The sequence below is a fragment of the Allorhizobium borbori genome (assembly GCF_014196535.1).
In the GTDB taxonomy this organism is placed as follows: Bacteria; Pseudomonadota; Alphaproteobacteria; order Rhizobiales; family Rhizobiaceae; genus Ectorhizobium; species Ectorhizobium borbori.
Map to the genome: position 1 here is coordinate 16,777 of NZ_JACIDU010000026.1, position 18,585 is coordinate 35,361.

General features: G+C 61.7%; 19 protein-coding genes, 1 tRNA gene and 1 pseudogene. 10 read left to right on the top strand and 11 right to left on the bottom strand.

The features are described 5' to 3' along the window. Positions 1–19: 19 nt before the first annotated feature. From GGQ66_RS20975 to GGQ66_RS21000, 6 genes are all read right to left on the bottom strand, one after another. The gene (locus tag GGQ66_RS20975; protein WP_370686401.1) at positions 20–196 is read right to left on the bottom strand and encodes a Flp family type IVb pilin; all 177 of its coding nucleotides are present in this window, start codon (positions 194–196) and stop codon (positions 20–22) included. 89 nt (positions 197–285) lie between these two features. Next, on the bottom strand, positions 286–603 hold the full coding sequence (locus tag GGQ66_RS20980; protein WP_183795343.1) for a hypothetical protein: 318 nt from the start codon (positions 601–603) through the stop codon (positions 286–288). 109 nt (positions 604–712) lie between these two features. Beyond that, positions 713–1,138, bottom strand: coding sequence for an 8-oxo-dGTP diphosphatase MutT (mutT, locus tag GGQ66_RS20985; RefSeq protein WP_183795345.1), 426 nt, complete (start codon positions 1,136–1,138; stop codon positions 713–715). Position 1,139: 1 nt separating this feature from the next. Beyond that, positions 1,140–1,913 (bottom strand): GNAT family N-acetyltransferase, encoded by a 774-nt coding sequence (locus tag GGQ66_RS20990; protein ID WP_183795347.1) that lies wholly within the window; start codon positions 1,911–1,913, stop codon positions 1,140–1,142. A gap of 6 nt (positions 1,914–1,919) precedes the next feature. Then, positions 1,920–3,161: a bifunctional glutamate N-acetyltransferase/amino-acid acetyltransferase ArgJ gene (argJ, locus tag GGQ66_RS20995; protein WP_183795349.1), complete on the bottom strand. Its 1,242-nt coding sequence runs from the start codon at positions 3,159–3,161 to the stop codon at positions 1,920–1,922. A 78-nt stretch (positions 3,162–3,239) separates the two neighbouring features. After that, positions 3,240–4,079 carry a peptidylprolyl isomerase gene (locus GGQ66_RS21000; RefSeq protein ID WP_183795351.1) on the bottom strand — a complete coding sequence of 280 codons (840 nt, stop codon included), beginning with the start codon at positions 4,077–4,079 and terminating at the stop codon, positions 3,240–3,242. Positions 4,080–4,383: 304 nt separating this feature from the next. Here GGQ66_RS21000 and secA point away from each other — a divergent pair, with 304 nt between their 5' ends. The 4 genes from secA to GGQ66_RS21020 all read left to right on the top strand — a co-directional run bounded on the left by secA (position 4,384) and on the right by GGQ66_RS21020 (position 11,118). Beyond that, positions 4,384–7,098 carry a preprotein translocase subunit SecA gene (gene secA, locus GGQ66_RS21005; RefSeq protein ID WP_183795373.1) on the top strand — a complete coding sequence of 905 codons (2,715 nt, stop codon included), beginning with the start codon at positions 4,384–4,386 and terminating at the stop codon, positions 7,096–7,098. Positions 7,099–7,189: 91 nt separating this feature from the next. Then, positions 7,190–8,386: an acyltransferase family protein gene (locus GGQ66_RS21010; RefSeq protein WP_183795353.1), complete on the top strand. Its 1,197-nt coding sequence runs from the start codon at positions 7,190–7,192 to the stop codon at positions 8,384–8,386. 63 nt (positions 8,387–8,449) lie between these two features. After that, positions 8,450–9,844, top strand: coding sequence for a lipopolysaccharide biosynthesis protein (locus tag GGQ66_RS21015; RefSeq protein WP_183795355.1), 1,395 nt, complete (start codon positions 8,450–8,452; stop codon positions 9,842–9,844). A gap of 47 nt (positions 9,845–9,891) precedes the next feature. Beyond that, on the top strand, positions 9,892–11,118 hold the full coding sequence (locus GGQ66_RS21020) for a GNAT family N-acetyltransferase (RefSeq protein ID WP_370686402.1): 1,227 nt from the start codon (positions 9,892–9,894) through the stop codon (positions 11,116–11,118). Between the two features lie 12 nt (positions 11,119–11,130). Here the strand turns inward: GGQ66_RS21020 and GGQ66_RS21025 are convergent, their stop codons facing one another. Together GGQ66_RS21025 and GGQ66_RS21030 are read right to left on the bottom strand one after the other, a co-directional pair. Beyond that, positions 11,131–11,724, bottom strand: coding sequence for a YqaA family protein (locus tag GGQ66_RS21025; RefSeq protein ID WP_183795360.1), 594 nt, complete (start codon positions 11,722–11,724; stop codon positions 11,131–11,133). A gap of 224 nt (positions 11,725–11,948) precedes the next feature. Further along, positions 11,949–12,033 (bottom strand) — tRNA-Leu (locus tag GGQ66_RS21030). Between the two features lie 228 nt (positions 12,034–12,261). Here GGQ66_RS21030 and GGQ66_RS21035 point away from each other — a divergent pair. Beyond that, positions 12,262–12,774: a disulfide bond formation protein B gene (locus GGQ66_RS21035; RefSeq protein ID WP_183795362.1), complete on the top strand. Its 513-nt coding sequence runs from the start codon at positions 12,262–12,264 to the stop codon at positions 12,772–12,774. Positions 12,775–12,818: 44 nt separating this feature from the next. On the opposite strand, the gene GGQ66_RS21040 is transcribed toward GGQ66_RS21035, so the two are convergent. Together GGQ66_RS21040 and GGQ66_RS21045 are read right to left on the bottom strand one after the other, a co-directional pair. After that, positions 12,819–13,376, bottom strand: a complete 558-nt coding sequence (locus tag GGQ66_RS21040; RefSeq protein WP_183795364.1) for an HNH endonuclease — start codon at positions 13,374–13,376, stop codon at positions 12,819–12,821. Positions 13,377–13,483: 107 nt separating this feature from the next. Continuing rightward, positions 13,484–14,125, bottom strand: a complete 642-nt coding sequence (locus GGQ66_RS21045; protein WP_183795366.1) for a DNA-3-methyladenine glycosylase family protein — start codon at positions 14,123–14,125, stop codon at positions 13,484–13,486. A 34-nt stretch (positions 14,126–14,159) separates the two neighbouring features. On the opposite strand from GGQ66_RS21045, the gene gluQRS reads away from it, so the two are divergent. After that, the gene (gluQRS, locus tag GGQ66_RS21050) at positions 14,160–15,044 is read left to right on the top strand and encodes a tRNA glutamyl-Q(34) synthetase GluQRS (protein ID WP_183795368.1); all 885 of its coding nucleotides are present in this window, start codon (positions 14,160–14,162) and stop codon (positions 15,042–15,044) included. Here gluQRS and GGQ66_RS21055 read toward each other — a convergent pair. Next, positions 15,015–15,938 (bottom strand): YihY/virulence factor BrkB family protein, encoded by a 924-nt coding sequence (locus GGQ66_RS21055; RefSeq protein ID WP_183795369.1) that lies wholly within the window; start codon positions 15,936–15,938, stop codon positions 15,015–15,017. The two genes, gluQRS and GGQ66_RS21055, sit on opposite strands and share 30 nt — an antisense overlap. 132 nt (positions 15,939–16,070) lie before the next feature. Here GGQ66_RS21055 and GGQ66_RS21060 point away from each other — a divergent pair, with 132 nt between their 5' ends. From GGQ66_RS21060 to GGQ66_RS21075, 4 genes and pseudogenes are all read left to right on the top strand, one after another. Then, on the top strand, positions 16,071–16,904 hold the full coding sequence (locus GGQ66_RS21060) for an SDR family oxidoreductase (RefSeq protein ID WP_183795370.1): 834 nt from the start codon (positions 16,071–16,073) through the stop codon (positions 16,902–16,904). Between the two features lie 18 nt (positions 16,905–16,922). After that, positions 16,923–17,501, top strand: a complete 579-nt coding sequence (locus GGQ66_RS21065) for a cob(I)yrinic acid a,c-diamide adenosyltransferase (protein ID WP_183795371.1) — start codon at positions 16,923–16,925, stop codon at positions 17,499–17,501. Positions 17,502–17,536: 35 nt separating this feature from the next. After that, the gene (locus GGQ66_RS21070; RefSeq protein WP_183795372.1) at positions 17,537–18,298 is read left to right on the top strand and encodes a rhomboid family intramembrane serine protease; all 762 of its coding nucleotides are present in this window, start codon (positions 17,537–17,539) and stop codon (positions 18,296–18,298) included. 181 nt (positions 18,299–18,479) lie between these two features. Beyond that, a pseudogene (locus GGQ66_RS21075) lies at positions 18,480–18,585 on the top strand (electron transfer flavoprotein subunit beta/FixA family protein); the annotation flags it as partial.

Below are 18,585 nucleotides of genomic sequence, written 5' to 3' on the forward strand. Positions count from 1 at the left end.
CGGGCCTACACCCGCGTCATCAGTTGGTGGCGTTGCTCAGCTCGTTGCTGACACCATTGAACACGCCGCCAATGGTGTTGCCGAGGGTGCCGGCGCCCGCGATGATGCCAACGGCGATCAGTGCTGCAATGAGACCGTATTCGATGGCGGTCGCGCCATCCGTAGACATGAGAAACTGACGGCAAAGCCGAACGATAAACATGGGAACCCCTTGAGAACCAGGCTGGATGGCATGTTGTCAAAACGACCGGTCAAAGCGGTCACGGCAATTCCCTGCAACTCAGCTCAGCAACCGCCGTTGCCATATCCTTCCACGATACAGACCGAACCAGGTGTTTCCTGAAGAACGCTGCGGCGTATGGAATAGGACTTTCCATGCTCCTTGGGAGGCACGGAACCCGTCGTGATCGTATCGAAATCATCGGCGATCAGCGCCAGGCTGCGGCTATCCTGCTTGCTGGCGAGTATAGGCGTGAGGATGAGCGTCAGCGCTACCGCAGCCGTACCGAACAGCAACGCAAGATTGAGCGCTCCTGTCTTGTAGGAGGCGTGAGACATCCGGCGTCGGGTCCGGACTTCATTCCAGAACTCCTCATTTGCCATTTTCAACCCCGTCAACGTAAATCACATTGAATTCGATGCAACTTTGACAGAAGGGAATAAAGCAACTGTTAACGCAGACAGCCCGTGCGAAACGGGGCTGTGGATAAATTCAGAGAAGGTCGAGAAGATAGGGAATAAGCGGCTCGTCGGCCGGCGGCATCGGATAGTCACGCAGGTTTGCCGGACGCACCCACTTGATTGCCTGGCCTTCCATGCCGGTCGCGATCCCCTCGAAACGCCGGCAGACATAGAGCGGCATCAGCAGGTGGAAGGTCTCGTAGGTATGGCTGGCGAAGGTCAGCGGCGCAAGGCAGGGCACCTTCGTCTTGATGCCAAGCTCTTCTTCAAGCTCGCGAACCAGCGTTTCCTCAGGCGTCTCTCCCTTTTCCACCTTGCCGCCGGGAAATTCCCAGAGGCCGGCGAGGTTTTTGCCCTCCGGGCGCTGCGCCAGAAGGATGCGCCCGTCCGTATCGACCAGTGCACAGGCAGCGACGAGAAGAATCTTGCGTTCGGCGGCAGGTGCGGCGTCGTTCATGTCAGGCTCCCTTGCGCCAGTAGCGGTGGCGATAGGCCTCGGTAAAGCCGAAACGGTCGTAAAGCGCCAGAGCGGGTGCATTGGTGGCTACGACCTGAAGCCACGCCGTGCGCGCCGACCGGACCCGCGCCCAGCGAAGGGCGGCTGCCAGAATTTCCGCGCCATGCCCCTGGCGTCTGCCCGCAGCGGCAACGGCCAGCGACATGATGCCGGCCAGATCGTTGTCCTGAACGCAGATCACCGCCGCCTGCGGGTCGTTCTCCACCTCTTCCTTGAGGAAGAGGCCGACGGTCGGCTTGATCGAGCTGATGATTTCGGCAAGCGCCGCGCGCAATGCAGGATCCGCCTCGGTGATTTTGATATAGGCTTCGACGAAGCGTCCGATGTCGTGGCCCGGCAGATGATCCATCGTATCGGGCAGGTCGAGCTTTTCGAGATTGCAGGTCATCACCAGCACTTCTTCGAATACGGACCAGCCACTTGTCTCCAGATGCTCGCGAAGCTCCAGCGGCATCAGCGGCGTCTCGCGAATTGTCAGCGGTCGGCCATAGGCTTCGAATTTGCGGCGAGCCCGCTCCAGACGAATATCGAGATTGCCGGTGTCGGAAGGATCGAGAGGCACAACACTGTTGAGCCGCTTCGATGGATGACCGCCGGTCAGCCGGATTTGCCAGCTCCCGTCATACTGGGCCGACGCCGCCGGCCAGGCACGGAAGCCAACGGCCTCCAGACGGCGAACGAGGGGAAGCGTTCCGGTCGAGGACTCAATATGCATGCGCGTTCAGCTCCGGTAGTCGCCGTTGATCGCGACATATTCCTTCGTGAGATCGCAGGTCCACACCGTTGCCGTACCTTCGCCAAGGCCAAGATCGACGCGGATGGCAATGTCTTCCTGCTCCATGACAGCGGTCGTCGCCTCCTCGGAATAGGCCGGATCACGCTCGCCATGAACGGCCACGCGCACATCGCCGAACCAGATGGCCAGACGGTCGCGGTCGGCCGGTTCGCCGGCCTTGCCGACAGCCATGACGACACGACCCCAATTGGCATCCTCGCCGGCAACTGCGGTTTTCACCAGCGGCGAATTGGCAACGGAAAGGGCGATGCGCTTGGCGGAAAGATCGCTCTCGGCGCCCGTGATCGTCACGGCAACCATCTTGCGTGCGCCTTCTCCGTCACGAACCACCTGGAGCGCCAGGTCCTTGAGCAGATCGTTGAGCGCGGCACGGAAGCCAGAGAGATGCGGATCGTCCGGCGTTTCGATCTTGCGCTGGCCCTGATCGGCGGCGGCGCCCGTCGCAAACAGCAGAAGCGTATCGGAGGTGGACGTATCGCTGTCGACCGTCACGGAGTTGAAAGTGGGGCCGACGCCCTGAGCCAGCAGAACCTGCAGCACCTGCGGATCGATGGCGGCATCGGTCACGACGAAGGACAGCATGGTCGCCATGTCGGGCGCGATCATGCCTGCACCCTTGGCGATGCCGTTTATCGTGACCTTCACGCCGTCGATCTGGGCCGTGCGCGTCGCAACCTTCGGATAGGTGTCGGTCGTCATGATTGCCTTGGCGGCTTCGGTCCAGAAGTCACCGGTCGCATCTTTCTGCATCGCGCCTAGAACGCCGGCAAACTTGGTAGCGTCGAGCGGCTCGCCGATCACGCCGGTCGAGGCGAGGTAAACCTCGTTCTCGCCACAGCCCACGGCTTCCGCCGCCGACTTCGCCGTCAGCGCCGTCGCGGCCTTGCCCTTCAGGCCGGTAAAGGCATTGGCATTGCCGGAATTCACCACCACCGCCCGGGCTACGCCATGGGAAAGGTTTGCGCGGCAGAAATCGACCGGAGCCGAAGGGCACTTCGAGCGCGTGAACACGCCGGCGACTGAAGCCGGACGGTCGAACACCATCAGCAGCACATCGGTACGGTTCTTGTACTTGATGCCGGCAGCGGCGGTCGCCATGCGGACGCCGTCGATGGCGGGCATGGCCGGGTAGGATTTCGGGGCGAGCGGGGAAACGGAAGCGGACATGGACGTGCCTTGAAATCGTAACGAACGTCGAGCGTTGAGTGATGCGCGCCGCCCGTCAAAACGGGCGGCGCGACGGAATTACTGCTTGTTCACTTCCTCATAGCCCTTGCGCAGGGCTTCGTCGGTGATTTCCACCTTGACGCCCTTCTTGGCGGCTTCGAGTTCGGCAAGATACTTCTCGCGCATGACAAGCTGGCGAACCTGCGGCTCGACTTCCTCAAGCGTCGGCGGAGCGACGTCACGCTTTTCATCGACCTTGATGACGTGATAGCCGAACTGGGTCTTCACCGGGGTCTTGGTGTAGGAGCCGGGTGCCAGTGCGAAAGCTGCCTCTTCGAATTCCGGAACCATGCGGCCGCGGGCGAAGAAGCCGAGATCGCCGCCCTCGTCCTTGTTGCTGTCGGAGGACTTTTCCTTGGCGAGCGCAGCGAAGTCACCGCCCTTGTCGAGCGCTTCGATCACGGCCTTCGCCTCATCCTCGGTCGCAACCAGAATGTGACGGGCATGGACCTCTTCCTGCTTCGGCAGGTCGGCGAGTTCCTTGTCGTAGCGGGCCTTCACCTCTTCCGGCGTCACCTTGTCCACGATGTTCTTGCGGAAATAGGCGTTGTGAAGCTCGCGGTCGGCGAGGTACTTCATGCGCGCCTTGTAGTCCTCGGTCTGGTCGAGCTTTTCTGCCTTCGCCTTGGCGACGAACAGCTTGACGTCGATCGCCGAAGACAGCGCGGCGATCTTCTTCTGATCGTCGGGAAGCTGGGCAAGTTGCGGGTCGAGATTGGAGACGGCGAGATCAAGCTCGGACTGGAGTATCTCCATGTCGCCGATCTTGGCGACAACCGCATCCGCGGCGTGCGCCTGAACAGTAAGGCCGGCCAGCGTAACGACGGCGACCGCAGCGAATTTCTTGTAGGCGAACATTACGTAACCCTCTTTAAGATGAACGCCGGGTGGCTGGAGTTACCGGCGCGAACCGTGCTTAGAGCATTTCGAGGGAAAGTGCGAAGCGGTTTTCCGTCCGAAAATGCCAGACACAAGGCTATAAGTCCGGGAATGTGGCCTTTTCGAAGCAGCCTGTCCCGTTGACATCACTCGGCCCCCCTCTTATCTGTCACGCAACCCCGCGTCCAGAACAGTTTCCGGGCAAAGCCGGTGAAAAACGCCCCGCTCGGGAAGAGCAGCGAAGTCACCCGGTCCGGAAGATACTTCAGAAAGGACCATGACGATGGTCAGCCTTGGCGGCATTGCCCGCAAGTTGTTCGGCTCCTCGAACGATCGCCGCATCAAGGGGCATCGCCCGCGCGTTGCCGCGATCAGCGCGCTCGAAGAACAGATGAAGGCGCTTTCCGACGCGCAACTGGCGGCCAAGACCGTCGAGTTTCGCGAACAGCTTGCCGCCGGCAAGACCCTCGATGATATCCTCATCCCGGCCTTCGCCGTGGCCCGCGAAGCCTCGCGCCGCGTTCTGGGCATGCGCCCCTTCGATGTCCAGCTCATCGGCGGCATGATTCTGCACGAGCGCGCCATTGCCGAAATGAAGACCGGCGAAGGCAAGACCCTCGTCGCCACGCTTCCGGTTTACCTCAACGCGCTCGCCGGCAAGGGCGTGCATGTCGTGACGGTGAACGACTACCTCGCCAGCCGCGACGCCGCCACCATGAGCAAGCTCTACAGCTTCCTCGGCCTCACCACCGGCGTCATCGTTCACGGCCTCGACGACGACGAACGCCGGGCGGCCTATGCCTGTGACATCACCTACGCCACCAACAACGAGCTTGGCTTCGACTATCTGCGCGACAACATGAAGTTCGACCGCGCCCAGATGGTGCAGCGCGGCCATTTCTTCGCCATCGTCGACGAAGTGGATTCGATCCTCATCGACGAAGCGCGCACGCCGCTCATCATCTCCGGTCCGCTGGACGACCGCTCCGACCTTTACAACACCATCGACGCTCTCATTCCGGCGCTGACCCCGGAAGATTACGAGATCGATGAAAAGCAGCGCACCGCCATCTTCTCCGAAGCAGGCACCGAGAAACTCGAGAACCTGCTGCGCGACGCCGGCATGCTGAAGGGTGAATCGCTCTACGATGTCGAGAACGTCTCCATCGTTCACCACCTCAACAACGCGCTGAAGGCCCACAAGCTGTTCCAGCGCGACAAGGACTACATCGTCCGCAACAACGAAGTCGTCATCATCGACGAGTTCACCGGCCGCATGATGCCGGGCCGCCGCTATTCGGAAGGCCAGCATCAGGCGCTCGAAGCCAAGGAAAAGGTGCAGATCCAGCCGGAAAACCAGACGCTGGCCTCCATCACCTTCCAGAACTATTTCCGCATGTACGACAAGCTGGGCGGCATGACCGGCACGGCTTCGACCGAAGCGGAAGAGTTCGGCAATATCTACGGCCTCGATGTGGTCGAAGTACCGACCAACCTGCCGATCCAGCGTATCGACGAAGATGACGAGGTCTATCGCACGGTCGATGAGAAGTTCACGGCGATCATCGCCGAGATCATGGATGCCCACAAGAAGCGCCAGCCGGTGCTGGTCGGCACCACCTCCATCGAAAAGTCGGAACTGCTGGCCACCATGCTGCGCAATTCCGGTTTCAACGATTTCCAGGTCCTGAACGCCCGCTACCACGAGCAGGAAGCCTATATCGTCGCCCAGGCCGGCGTGCCGGGTGCAATCACCATCGCCACGAACATGGCCGGTCGCGGCACCGACATTCAGCTCGGCGGCAACGTCGAGATGCGTCTCGAGCGTGAGCTGGAAGGCGTCGAGGATGCAGACGAGCGCGCGGCGAAGGAAGCGGCGATCCGCGAGGAGATCAAGAAGCTGAAGGAAGAGGCGCTGGCTGCCGGCGGCCTCTATGTGATCGCCACCGAACGCCACGAAAGCCGCCGCATCGACAACCAGCTTCGTGGCCGCTCCGGTCGTCAGGGCGACCCCGGTCGCTCCAAATTCTACCTGTCGCTTCAGGACGACCTGATGCGTATCTTCGGCTCCGAGCGCATGGACTCCATGCTCCAGAAGCTCGGCCTGAAGGATGGCGAAGCCATCGTGCATCCATGGATCAACAAGGCGCTGGAACGCGCCCAGAAGAAGGTCGAGGCCCGCAACTTCGACATCCGCAAGAACCTTCTGAAATACGACGACGTGCTGAACGACCAGCGCAAGGTGATCTTCGAGCAGCGCATCGAATTGATGGACGCCGAAAACATCACCGAAACCGTGGCCGACATGCGCCAGGAAGTGATCGAGGCCATCGTCGGCAAGCACATCCCCGAAACCGCCTACGCGGAACAGTGGGACGTGGCCGGCCTCAAGGCGGATGTCCAGCGCATCCTGGCCTTTGACCTGCCCATCGAGGATTGGGCGAAGGAAGAAGGCATTGCCGAGGAAGAAATCCTCAAGCGTCTGAACGGCATTGCCGAAGCGCACATGGCCGACAAGGCCGCCCGGTTCGGGCCGGAACTGATGACTTATGTCGAGAAGTCGGTCGTCCTGCAGGTGCTCGATCACCTGTGGCGCGAACACATCGTCAATCTCGACCACCTGCGTTCGGTCGTCGGCTTCCGGGGTTATGCCCAGCGCGATCCGCTGCAGGAATACAAGTCCGAAGCCTTCGAACTGTTCCAGGCCCTGCTCGCCAACCTGCGCGAAGCCGCCACGGCCCAGCTCATGCGCGTCGAACTGGTTCAGGAACCGGCGCAGCAACCTGACATGCCGCCGATGGAAGCCCACCATCTCAACGCCTCGACCGGCGAGGACGATTTTACCGAGGTTGCCGATCTCCAGCAGCCCGGCTACATCGCCCCCGAAAACCGTAACCCGGCCGATCCTTCGACCTGGGGCCGCATAGGCCGCAACGAAGCCTGCCCCTGCGGTTCGGGCAAGAAGTACAAGCACTGCCACGGCGTTCTGGAAGCTTGAAGCTTTTTTAAGTCTTTGAGCTCAAAACTACCCTGAGTATAGAAAACCGGTTCATCGCGACCCGGTTTTCTTGTTTTATTAGGGGCGAGGCATGACAACACCACCAAGACGCGAACATGACTGGGACATGTTGCGGGCATTGTTGATGGTGCTGGGGATTCCCTACCATGCAAGCATGGCCTACAATGCCAATGTGCCCTGGGACATTCACTCACCCGAAACCAGTGCCCTTCTGACCTATCTCAGCGGACTTCTCGTCACCTTCCGCATGCCGGCCTTCTTCATTGTCGCAGGCTACTTCGCCATCATGGTGCTCGACCGCAAACCGGTGGGCGCCTGGCTGGCGAACCGCTATATACGGCTCGGCGTGCCCTTTATCACCGGCCTGATCCTGCTCATTCCTCCGCAGATCGAACTGATGCACATTGCCGATGCCTTGAGCGGCCGCACGACACTTGAAGTCGCGCTCGGAGAGGCACGCAACGAACTCACCCATCCCGGCCCGGACTGGATCATGCATCTGTGGTTCCTGCCGACGCTGATGGTCTATTGCACCATGCTGGCCGTCGCATTCATAACCGCCTCCCATCCCGTCATGACCCCGGTCGTGAGCCGTTTGCGGCGATGGCTTGAAATCCGCCGCGACGTTCTCTTCCTTGTCGCCATAGCCCTGCTGATGGTCTGGGAACTCACGCTCCGCGCCGCCTTCATCGAGTTCAACCGGCTTGGCCCCGGCCTGCCGGCCGCCGCCGCGCGGGGTCTTGATCCCTATCTGCGCTACCTGCCCTATTTCATCATCGGTGTGCTTCTGCGTCGGGAACCCGCGGTTCGCCATGCCTTTCGCATGCCGAACGGCTGGATCATACCGGCAGCGGCTTTTCTGGCGGCCTCGATTGCCTCCTTCACCCATTATCGCGGCATCGAGATCCTCGAACTCGTCAACGCCTTCGCGACCGGCGCCGCAGCCCTCCTGATCAGCCGTCTGTTGATCGGCCATGCTCATCACCACTGGAACCGCCCAGACGCAAGGATCGACCGCATCGTCGATGCCTCGTTCACCATCTATCTGGTGCACCATCCGATCATCTATGCGCTGGCCACGACCTTCCTGCTCGTCTCCTGGCCGCCGGTGATCGAATTTACCGTGATCGCAACCCTCACCGCGCTTCTGTCCTATGGCTTTCACCGCCTGATCCGCCGCAGTTCGTTGGCCCTGTTCCTGTTCAACGGTATCCCGCCCCGCCGGCGCAACCACCGTGCCGTAGAGACTGGCTGCACACTTCGTTAATTCTGTTCTGGCAAGACTGAACGCAGTCTTTCACACCTCACGGGAAAGTATTGCGTTCACACCATGGGCATTTGGGAAGCAGCGGATAAGGTCTTGCCTACGGGTCGGCGTTTTGCCGAAGCCCTCCGCGCGGGCGACGAAACCGCCCATGCCCAGCGCATGGCGCTGATTGCTTTCGCCATTCGCGTCGCAAGCGCCGGCATCGCCTTCATCTCCCAGATCGTTCAGGCCCGCCTCATGGGCGAGTTCGAATACGGTATCTTCGTGTTCATCTGGATGATGATGATCATGGTCGGCAATCTATCCTGCCTCGGCTTCCATTCCGCCGTCATCCGCTTCCTGCCGGAATACCGGGTGCTGGACGCCCATGGGGAAATCCGCGGCCTTGCCTTCACCGCCAGGGTTTTCGCCATCGCCTCCGCCACCACGCTCGCCGCGCTGGGCTTCGCCGGGCTGCACCTGCTCGGCGACCGGATCGAACCCTTCTATCTCGCGCCGGCGGTGCTGGGCTTCGTCGCACTGCCGATGATCGCACTCGGCGACGTGCTGGACGGCACGGCGCGCGCAAACAGTTGGGCTATCTCGGCCTTCAGCCAGACCTATATCATCCGCCCGACACTCATTCTCGTCTTCATGGTCGGCGCCGTCCTGATGGGGCAACCGAAGACAGCGACGACGGCCATGCAGTCAGCGCTTGCCGCCACCTATGTCACCACGCTTGGCCAGTTCATCGGCATAACCTGGCGGATGCGCAAACGTTATCAGACCGGCCCGCTGAAAATCGACTTCCCGGCCTGGTTTCGCGTCGCATTGCCGATCTTCCTGATCGAAGGCTTCGGCTTCATGCTGACCAACGCCGATGTCGTGATCGTCGGTTTCTACATGCCGCCGGATCAAGTCGGCATCTATTTCGCCGCTGCCAAGACGATTGCGCTGGTTCAGTTCGTCTTCTTCTCCGTGAAAGCCGCCGCAGGCCCGCGCTTTTCGTCCCTCATTGCCGCGCGGGACACGCCGGCGCTCGCAACCTTCGCCGCAAAGACGACGCGATGGACCTTCTGGCCGTCGCTCACGGTCGGTTGCGGTGTTCTCATCCTTGGCGATTTTCTGCTGTCGCTGTTCGGATCGGCCTTCACGGCGGGTTATCCGCTCATGGCCATCCTCTTCGCCGGCATCATGATGAAAGCCATGGTCGGGCCGGGTGAGGTCCTGTTGACCATGGCAGGCAAGCAGAAGCTCTGCGCCACGCTTTACGCCGGTATCCTCACGGCGAATGTCATTCTCAACATCCTGTGCATTCCCCTCTTCGGACTGGTCGGAGCAGCACTAGCCTCCGCGATCGCCACGGGCATCGAGGCCGTGCTTCTGCACATCACTGTCCGAAGAACCCTCGGGATTGCCCTGTTTGCCTTCGCCAGCCCACAGCCCGTTCCCGTTCCCGCAAAGGCCTCTTCACCATGACGCACACACCCGTCTACAATGAGAGCATGAATTCCAACGCCAACCGCATGGTCGGCGCGCTGAGCGGCAGCGTGATGGAGCGCCCCGAAGCGGAACGCACCTTTGCCGTGGGGCGCGAAGGGCGACACTTCAGCGTCTACCCCGCCCGTTCCGGCTACGATCTGCAAGAGGAACTCGATTTCCTGTCGCATCGCGCCATGGAGCCGAACATCTTCTTTGTCGCGCGTTTCCTCGCCCCTGCCATGCCTCGCCTGGATGATCGCCAGATCCGCGTTGCGCTCATCAGTGACGATAGCGTCAACCGCAGCCGCATGCGTCTCCTGATGCCCTTTTCCGTGGAAAAGCCGGGCTTTTCCGTCGGCCCCTCGATCATTCGTGCCTGGGCCAACCCCTTCGCGCCGCTCGGCACACCGCTGGTCGATGCGGAAGGTGCCGCCGAAACCATCGACAATCTCCTGACCGCGCTTGCAAATCCCAAGGCGAGCCTGCCGGGTGTCCTCGTCCTGCCGGACCTTCGCCTGAACGGCCCCTTCGCGCAGATGATCCGCGCTGTCGCCATGGGCCGCAACCTGCCGGTGGCCGTGACGGGCAATGCGCAGCGCCCCATGCTGGAAAGCTTCCTTGATGGCGAAGCCTATCTGCGCAAGAGCATTTCATCGAACCATCTGCGTGAAATGCGCCGCCAGTGGAACAAGCTGTCGGCCAAGGGTGAACTGACCTACCACGTCGCCCGCCAGCCGGAAGACGTGCGCCTGCGTATGGAGGAGTTCCTGGCACTCGAGGCAAGCGGCTGGAAGGGTCGCAAGCGCAGCGCCATGGTCATGGACCGCTTTCACGCCGCCTTCGTGCGCGAGGCGATCACCAACCTCGCTGAAGTGGACGCCGTGCGTATCCATACGCTCGATCTCGACGGGCAGGCCATCGCCTCGCTGATCGTCTTCATCACCTCCGGTGAGGCCTATACGTGGAAAACGGCCTACGACGAAACCTTTGCCCACTATTCACCGGGCAAGCTTCTCGTAGCGCGGCTGACGGAATGGCACCTCGATGATGCCAACATCGAGCGCACCGATTCCTGCGCCGCGCCGGACCATCCGATCATGAGCCGCATGTGGGAGGAACGTTCGGAAATGGGCACGATCCTGATCGGTCTCAGCCAGAACAGCGACCGCGACGTGCGCCAGGCGACATCGCAACTCCACCTCTATCGCAACACGCGCAACATGGCGCGCGCACTGCGCGACAAGATCCTGTCGATGGCGGGACGCGGATGATCCCGACAGGGATCAGTGGAGAACGACCAGCTTCAGCCCGACATAGGCTCCCACAGCAACCACTGCAACCGCTGCAAAAAGCTGGCTGAGACGCCGCTCGATGAACTCGCGGATCGGTTCGCCATACTTCGCAATCAGGAAGGCGAGGACGTAGAAGCGTGCGCCGCGGGCAATCACCGCCGACAGGATGAACAACGGCAGGCTCATATGCACGACACCGGAGAGGATCGTCACGATCTTGATCGGCGGCAGATGTGCAAGGCCAGAGGTCATGAGCAGGATCAGGATCCAGCGATCATCGACATAGGACTTCATATGCTCGAAGGCATCAAGCTTGCCGTAGAAGGACAGGATCGGCTTGGCGACGGTCTCATAGGCGAAATAGCCGAGCGCCCAGCCGGCAATACCCCCGAGTACGGACGCCACCGTCGCGATCAGCGCATAACGATAGGCCCTTTCTGGCTTGCTGAGCGCCATGGGAACGAACAGCACATCCGCCGGAATGAGAAAGACCGAACTTTCGACAAAGGCAATCACTGCGAGCCAGACTTCGGCAGACTTGCGGGCGGCAAGCGACATAACCCAGTTGTAAAGCTGACGGAACATATCAAATCCTAACGGCAGCAAGCGAAACCATCCAGATGCCATAGCCAAAGACGCCGGGCGGCACAACAGCCATCAATTCACGGCGGATACCCGATCGATGCATCGGGCACCAGACCAGTTCTTCCTGAAGACAGCCTGAACGAGGCGTGGACGGCTCGCGACATACGCCATGCACATCATCAAGCGCACGGTGGGTTGGCAGGCGGCATCGCACAAATGAAAAATGGTGCCCCATGCCGGGGTCGAACCAGCACTCCTTGCGGAACTCGATTTTGAGTCGAGCGCGTCTACCAATTCCGCCAATGGGGCAAAGGCCCGAAGACCTTGAGAAGCGCGAATATAAGAAGCAAGGGCAGGCGGTCAACCGGTTTTTTCCATGGAACGGCATTCACGCAATATTTGATGCCGCCGAAGGGGGCGCAACAGCCGGGGTCATTTACTGAACGGCGCGTCGGGCGTATGAGAAGCGGCAACGCCAGCCGCTGCATCACTCCTCCCCCGATGCGCGCAGCGTTCCACACAAGACAGGACCACGCCATGCTGCTTTCGCGCGAATGCCTTTTCTCCCGCACGGGCCTCGCAACGCTTCTCACCCTCGGCTTTGCAGGAACGGTCGGCTCCGCGCTCGGTTTCGAACATATCGGCGGCTATATCCCCTGCGCGCTCTGCCTCATCCAGCGCATTCCCTTTTACATCGCCGTGCCTGTCGGCATCCTGACGATCGCGGCTTCCCGCTTCGGGGCGCCGGCCTGGGCAAGCCGCGGTCTCTTCGTCATCCTCGGATTGATCATGCTGGTCAGCGCCGGTCTCGGCGTCTATCACGCCGGTGTCGAGTGGCAGTTCTGGGCCGGGCCGGCGGGCTGCTCTACCAGCGTCAACGCCGTAACCATGAATGCCAACGATCTTCTCGGCGATCTCAACCGCCTGAAGCCACCATCCTGCTCGGAAGCGTCGCTGCGCGTGCTCGGCCTTTCCTTTGCCGGCTGGAACGTCATCGCCAGCCTCGTCCTTGCGGCCATCGCCTTCTTCGGCGCCCGCAAGACGGCCTGAAGCGTGCCGGCTGCATCTGAAAGATCGCGGCACACGCTTCAGGATCAGGGCTGCAACTCGCTGTCCCAGTAGAGATAGTCGAGCCAGCTTTCATGCAGATGGTTCGGCGGGAAAAGCCGGCCATTGTTGTGCAGGTCCTGCACCGTCGGCGCATAAGGGGTCTGGCGCGGCACCATGCCAGCCTCCTTCGGCAGCTTGGACCCCTTGCGCAGATTACACGGCGCGCAGGCTGCCACAACATTTTCCCAGGTTGTCTGCCCGCCATGGGCGCGCGGAATGACGTGATCAAAGGTCAGGTCGTCATCACAGCCGCAATACTGGCATTCGAACTTGTCGCGCAGGAACACGTTGAAACGGGTAAAGGCCGGATTGCGCGCCGGCTTCACATAGGTCTTGAGGCAGACCACGCTCGGCAGGCGCATGGAAAAGCTGGGCGAAGAGACCGCGTGATCGTATTCGGCGATGATGTTCACACGGTCGAGGAAAACCGCCTTGATCGCGTCCTGCCAGGACCAGAGCGATAAGGGATAATAACTGAGCGGCCTGTAGTCTGCGTTCAGAACGAGCGCCGGCAAGGCCTGGGGAGAGACTGCAATCGTCAAGCTATTCTCCTGAGCGATTCGGCATCTGCCCTCATATATTAGGCCCGCCGTGACAGGATTGTGAAGCCCCGCTTTCGCGTCTGCGACAAAACTTCTTGCGTCCTGCGTCAGACCGCCGGCAGCACGTCCCGTCCCATGTGCCGGGCGTAGTAGGCCCAGAAGAGCCGGGCAGCCACCGAGCGCCACGGCGCCCACCGTTCCGAAAGGCGGTAGAGCGCCTTGATCTCCGGCACCTCTGGCAAATCGAGCCCGTGCGCCACGGCCTTGCGCAGCGCCACGTCTCCCGCCGGAAAGAGGTCGGGATGACCGGCCGCGAACATCAGGTAGATTTCCGCCGTCCAGGGACCGATGCCGGAAAGCGCCGTCAACCGCCGCATGGCCTGCGCCGCCTCATCCTCGCACAGGGCAGCAAGGTCGAGATCACCCGCCTCCACCGCCTCAGCCACCCGCTTGAGCGTTGCGGCCTTGGCCCGCGACAAGCCGAACCGCTTCGTACCCTCGTCATCGAGCCGGCAAAAGGCTGCGGCCGTCACCGGCCCTTCCGCTTCCATCCGCGCCCAGATGGCCTGCGCGGCGGCGCGCGAAATGAGCTGCGAGACGATGACATGAGCAAGCCCGGCAAAACCCGGTTCGGATAACCTGAGCGGCACCGGCCCGGCTGCTTCCGCAATAGCGACAAGTGCGGGATCGGCGGCGAGAAGTGCCGCCAGCCCTTCGCGAATATCCTCCTCGCCACGAATGATCGCCATTGCGGTCCCCCTCGAAATCGGAGAGGAAAAGACCATGGCCGCTTCCTCCTGTCAAAGACCCGTCTCCCGTTTTGCCCCAAGCCCCAATGGCCGGCTGCATCTCGGTCATGCACTCTCGGCCTGCCTGAATTTCGACAGGGCGAAGGCATCGGATGGCCGCTTCCTGCTGCGCATCGAAGACATCGACCAGACCCGCTGCACGCCGGCGCTGGAACAGGCGATTTATGATGACCTCCACTGGCTCGGCCTCTCCTGGGAAGAACCGGTGCGCCGCCAGTCCGAGCATTTCGATGCCTACCATGCCGCCCTCGACAGCCTCATCGCGCAGGGCCTCGTCTATCCGTCCTTCATGACGCGCGGCGCGGTCAAGGCCTGGGTGAAAGCGTGGGAGGCCGAGCATGGCAAAGCGTGGCCCTGCGATCCGGATGGCGCGCCGCTCTACCCGCCGCTCGACAAGGCCCGCCCGGACAGTGAGCGCCGGACACTCATCGCGGATGGCCATCGCCATGCTTTCCGGCTCGACATGGAAGCCGCCTCCGCACGTCTTGCCGTTGCGCTCACCTTCACCGAAACCGGCGATGGCAAGACCGGGGTCATTGTTACCGATCCCGCCCGCTGGGGCGACGCCGTTCTGTCACGCTCGGATGCACCGTCAAGCTATCATCTCTCCGTGGTGGTAGACGATGCCGTACAGGGCGTCACCCACGTCGTGCGCGGGCTCGACCTCTTCGCCGCCACCGATCTGCACCGGCTCCTGCAATTCCTGCTCGGCCTGCCGGAACCGCTCTATCACCACCACCGGCTGATCCTTGGAGCGGATGGGCGCAAACTCTCCAAAAGCGAGGGATCGACCGCGCTCGGGCTTCTGCGCGAGGAGGGAGCCAGCCCCTCAGATATCCGGGCCCTGATCGGGTGTTGAAGGTGGCCGCCGCCGGATGCGACGGTCCGGACTGAACGGTCCACCATGGGTCAGCGTGTAGCGCACCCGGTATTTCATCAGCGCGGCGTTGAACTCGGCGCCGATCATGAAGATCACACCCACCATGTAAAGAAAGACCAGCACGATCATCACCGAGGCAAGACCGGCATAGGTGGCTGTGTAATTGGCGAACTTCGAAAGATAGAACGCGAAGACGATACCGCCGACGAGCCACGCCACCAGCGTCAGGATGATGCCGGGCACCACATCCAAAAGCCGGCGATGCCCTGCCGGCAGGAAGAGGTGGACGATGAAAAGGCCGACAATGAGGATCAGAACGGTGAAATAGACGCTCCAGTCCGACACCGTCGTCAGGATTTCCGTCAGCCAGGGCAATCGCTCGCCGATGATGCCGATGGCGACCGGCACGGCCACCAGCACGGTGCTGACCGCCGCGAAGATGATGGAGGCTGCCAACACGTAACCAAGGCTGGTCAGGCGGGTGTGATACCAGTACCGCATTTCGGTGACGCGATAGGCGCGGTTCAGCGAAACCCGCAGCGCCTCCACCCCGTTCGAGGCGAAATAGAAGGCGGCCAGCACGGAAACCGTCAGAAGCCCGCCGCGCGGAATGGTCAGAACCTGCTGCACCTGCGCGGCCAGCGGCTCGGCAATCGCCTCCGGCCAGGTGTCGAAGATCAGATGCACCGCCGTTTCGGCGAACTGTTCCGCGCCCAGAAAACCGGCCAGCGTGGTGGCGAAGATCAGAAACGGGAAAACCGCAAGCAGCGTGGACAATGCGACATGGCTTGCCATTGCCCAGCCATCGTCCAGGGTAAAATGGTAGACCGCATCGAACAGCACCTTGTAGAGCATTCGGATCAGGGTCGGCATCGGCTCTCCGTTCGTCACGCCGATCAAAAACCCTATTCGCCGCCGCGATGCAACGAAAACCTGCTCTCCCCCGCCATTGTCTCGCCCGGGAGAATATGGAACATCGGCCAAACCTCACAAAGGATTGATTCCATGGCAGAGCGTCCCGTCATCATCATCACTGGCACATCGTCCGGCATCGGCGCCCATTGCGCCCGCGCGCTGAAGGCCGATGGCTGGCGGGTCTTCGCCACCGTACGCAAACCGGAAGACCTCGCCCCCCTCGAGGCCGACGGGCTCGAAGCCCTCATTCTCGATTACACCGACGAAGCCACCATTTCCGCTGCCGTGGCCGAAATCGCCTCGCGCACCGGCGGGCGCATCGATGCGGTGTTCAACAACGGCGCCTACGGGCAGGTGGGCGCGGTGGAAGACCTGCCGACAGCGGCGCTTCGCGCCCAGTTCGAGACCAATCTCTTCGGCGTGCACGAACTGACACGGCAGCTCATTCCCCACATGCGCCGTCAGGGTCATGGCCGCATCGTGCAATGCTCCTCCATTCTCGGCCTCATCTCCTACCGCTATCGCGGTGCCTATGCTGCCTCGAAATTCGCGCTGGAGGGGCTGACGGTGACGTTGCGCATGGAGCTGGAAGGCAGCGGCATCCATGTCAGCCTCATCGAACCCGGCCCGATCACCTCGCGCTTCACCGCCAATGCACTTGCCCACCTCAAGGGCACGATCGATCTTGAAAACTCCGTGCACGCCGAAGACTACAAGCGCCAGCTCGCCCGCCTTGAGGCAAAGGGCGCGATCAACCGCTTCAAGCTCGGTCCGGAAGCCGTCTATGATGTGTTGAAACACGCATTGACGGCACGAAAGCCGAAGCCCCATTATCCCGTGACCGTCCCCGCCAAACAGGGCATGCTGCTGAAACGGCTTCTGCCGGCCACGCTGTTCTACCGGCTGATGGGACGCGTCGAATAACAGACCGGAGGAACCATCGTGGTCAAGCTGAACAAGATCTACACCCGCACCGGCGATGACGGTACGACCGGCCTGGTGTCCGGCCCGCGCCGCCTGAAATCCGACTTGCGGGTCGAGGCCTATGGCACGGTGGACGAAACCAATTCGGTGATCGGTCTTGCCCGTCTCCACACCGCCGACCAGCCCGATCTCGATGCCATGCTGGCCCGCATCCAGAATGACCTTTTCGATCTCGGTGCCGATCTTGCCGCGCCTGATACCGGCGAACCGCTGGAATACGAACCGCTGCGCATCATCGACAAGCAGGTCCAGCGTATCGAGCAGGAAATCGATGCGCTGAACGCGACGCTCGATCCGCTGCGCTCGTTCATTCTGCCGGGCGGTTCACCGGCAGCCGCCTGGCTGCATCTCGCCCGCACCGTCGCGCGGCGGGCCGAACGCCATATGGTCGAACTGTCGAAGCGGGAGGGCGAGACCGTCAGCCGCGCGGCGGTCGAATATATCAACCGCCTGTCGGATTTCCTCTTCGTCGCCGCCCGCCACACCAATGATGGTGGCAAGGCGGATATTCTCTGGGTACCCGGCAAGAACCGCTGAACCAGCCCTCTCCTCTCACAGAAGCAGGACGCGCCATGTTCATTCCCCTGCATGACCGCAACGGACTGAAGCACATCAAGGCGCAATATGTGACGATCACCCTGATCGTGCTCAACGTCCTCGTCTGGCTGGTCACGGGGCCGCTGGTCGGTGAACAGGCGGCCATGCGCGCCGCCACCGGCCTTGGCTTCATCCCCGCCGTCGTCTTCGATTACGCGATGCTCGAACCCTCGCTGGTTCTCGTGCCGCCGGATGCGACCTTCCTCACCTACGCCTTCCTGCATACGGACTGGCTGCATCTGGCCTCCAACATGCTGTTCCTGTGGGTCTTCGGCGATAATGTCGAAGATGCCATGGGCCATGTCCGTTTCCTGCTGTTCTACCTTGCCTGCGCTGCCGCCGGCGCGCTGACCCACGGACTGGTCATGCCGACATCGGCAGGCCCGCTGATTGGTGCATCGGGCGCCGTCTCCGGCGTTGTCGCGGCCTATGTCCTGCTTCACCCCAAGGTTCGTGTCTGGGTTCTCGTCTTCTTCCGCCTGCCGTTGCCCCTGCCAGCGTGGATTCCGCTGATACTGTGGATCGGCCAGCAGTTCTTCATGCTGGTGATCGATACGGAAGGCGGCGTTTCATGGGGCGCGCATGTCGGTGGCATTCTCGCCGGCAGCCTTCTGGTGCTCGTCCTGCGACGCAAGGGCGTGCCGCTTTTCGACCGCGCCATCGTCACGCCGAACGCCGTCATTCCGGCTCCCGCAGCCGTGAGCGAACGCGGCCCCTGGGGCGACCGCACAGGCTGAATTCGTCCGCACCGCTTGAATGACGTTGACGTAAACGGAAAACAAACCTACAGGAAATAGCCCCCTCGGTCCGGGAGAGATTGTAATCGGGGGAAAAATGCGTATCCATGTCCGCCGACCGATCTTAGCTTGTCATCGGGCGGCCGAACATTGCTGGACGCTCGCTGAAGGAGGAAGCCTTATGAAGATTCTCGTGCCCGTTAAGCGGGTTGTTGACTACAACGTTAAGATCCGTGTGAAGACGGATGGCAGCGGCGTTGAGTTGGCGAATGTGAAGATGTCGATGA

What these genes read in the sequence shown, in the direction of transcription:
- GGQ66_RS20980 (WP_183795343.1), bottom strand. Translation starts at nt 603, where the DNA reads ATGGCAAATGAGGAGTTCTGGAATGAAGTCCGGACCCGACGCCGGATG.
- mutT (WP_183795345.1), bottom strand. Translation starts at nt 1,138, where the DNA reads ATGAACGACGCCGCACCTGCCGCCGAACGCAAGATTCTTCTCGTCGCT.
- GGQ66_RS20990 (WP_183795347.1), bottom strand. Translation starts at nt 1,913, where the DNA reads ATGCATATTGAGTCCTCGACCGGAACGCTTCCCCTCGTTCGCCGTCTG.
- argJ (WP_183795349.1), bottom strand. Translation starts at nt 3,161, where the DNA reads ATGTCCGCTTCCGTTTCCCCGCTCGCCCCGAAATCCTACCCGGCCATG.
- GGQ66_RS21000 (WP_183795351.1), bottom strand. Translation starts at nt 4,079, where the DNA reads ATGTTCGCCTACAAGAAATTCGCTGCGGTCGCCGTCGTTACGCTGGCC.
- secA (WP_183795373.1), top strand. Translation starts at nt 4,384, where the DNA reads ATGGTCAGCCTTGGCGGCATTGCCCGCAAGTTGTTCGGCTCCTCGAAC.
- GGQ66_RS21010 (WP_183795353.1), top strand. Translation starts at nt 7,190, where the DNA reads ATGACAACACCACCAAGACGCGAACATGACTGGGACATGTTGCGGGCA.
- GGQ66_RS21015 (WP_183795355.1), top strand. Translation starts at nt 8,450, where the DNA reads ATGGGCATTTGGGAAGCAGCGGATAAGGTCTTGCCTACGGGTCGGCGT.
- GGQ66_RS21020 (WP_370686402.1), top strand. Translation starts at nt 9,892, where the DNA reads ATGGTCGGCGCGCTGAGCGGCAGCGTGATGGAGCGCCCCGAAGCGGAA.
- GGQ66_RS21025 (WP_183795360.1), bottom strand. Translation starts at nt 11,724, where the DNA reads ATGTTCCGTCAGCTTTACAACTGGGTTATGTCGCTTGCCGCCCGCAAG.
- GGQ66_RS21035 (WP_183795362.1), top strand. Translation starts at nt 12,262, where the DNA reads ATGCTGCTTTCGCGCGAATGCCTTTTCTCCCGCACGGGCCTCGCAACG.
- GGQ66_RS21045 (WP_183795366.1), bottom strand. Translation starts at nt 14,125, where the DNA reads ATGGCGATCATTCGTGGCGAGGAGGATATTCGCGAAGGGCTGGCGGCA.
- gluQRS (WP_183795368.1), top strand. Translation starts at nt 14,160, where the DNA reads ATGGCCGCTTCCTCCTGTCAAAGACCCGTCTCCCGTTTTGCCCCAAGC.
- GGQ66_RS21055 (WP_183795369.1), bottom strand. Translation starts at nt 15,938, where the DNA reads ATGCCGACCCTGATCCGAATGCTCTACAAGGTGCTGTTCGATGCGGTC.
- GGQ66_RS21060 (WP_183795370.1), top strand. Translation starts at nt 16,071, where the DNA reads ATGGCAGAGCGTCCCGTCATCATCATCACTGGCACATCGTCCGGCATC.
- GGQ66_RS21070 (WP_183795372.1), top strand. Translation starts at nt 17,537, where the DNA reads ATGTTCATTCCCCTGCATGACCGCAACGGACTGAAGCACATCAAGGCG.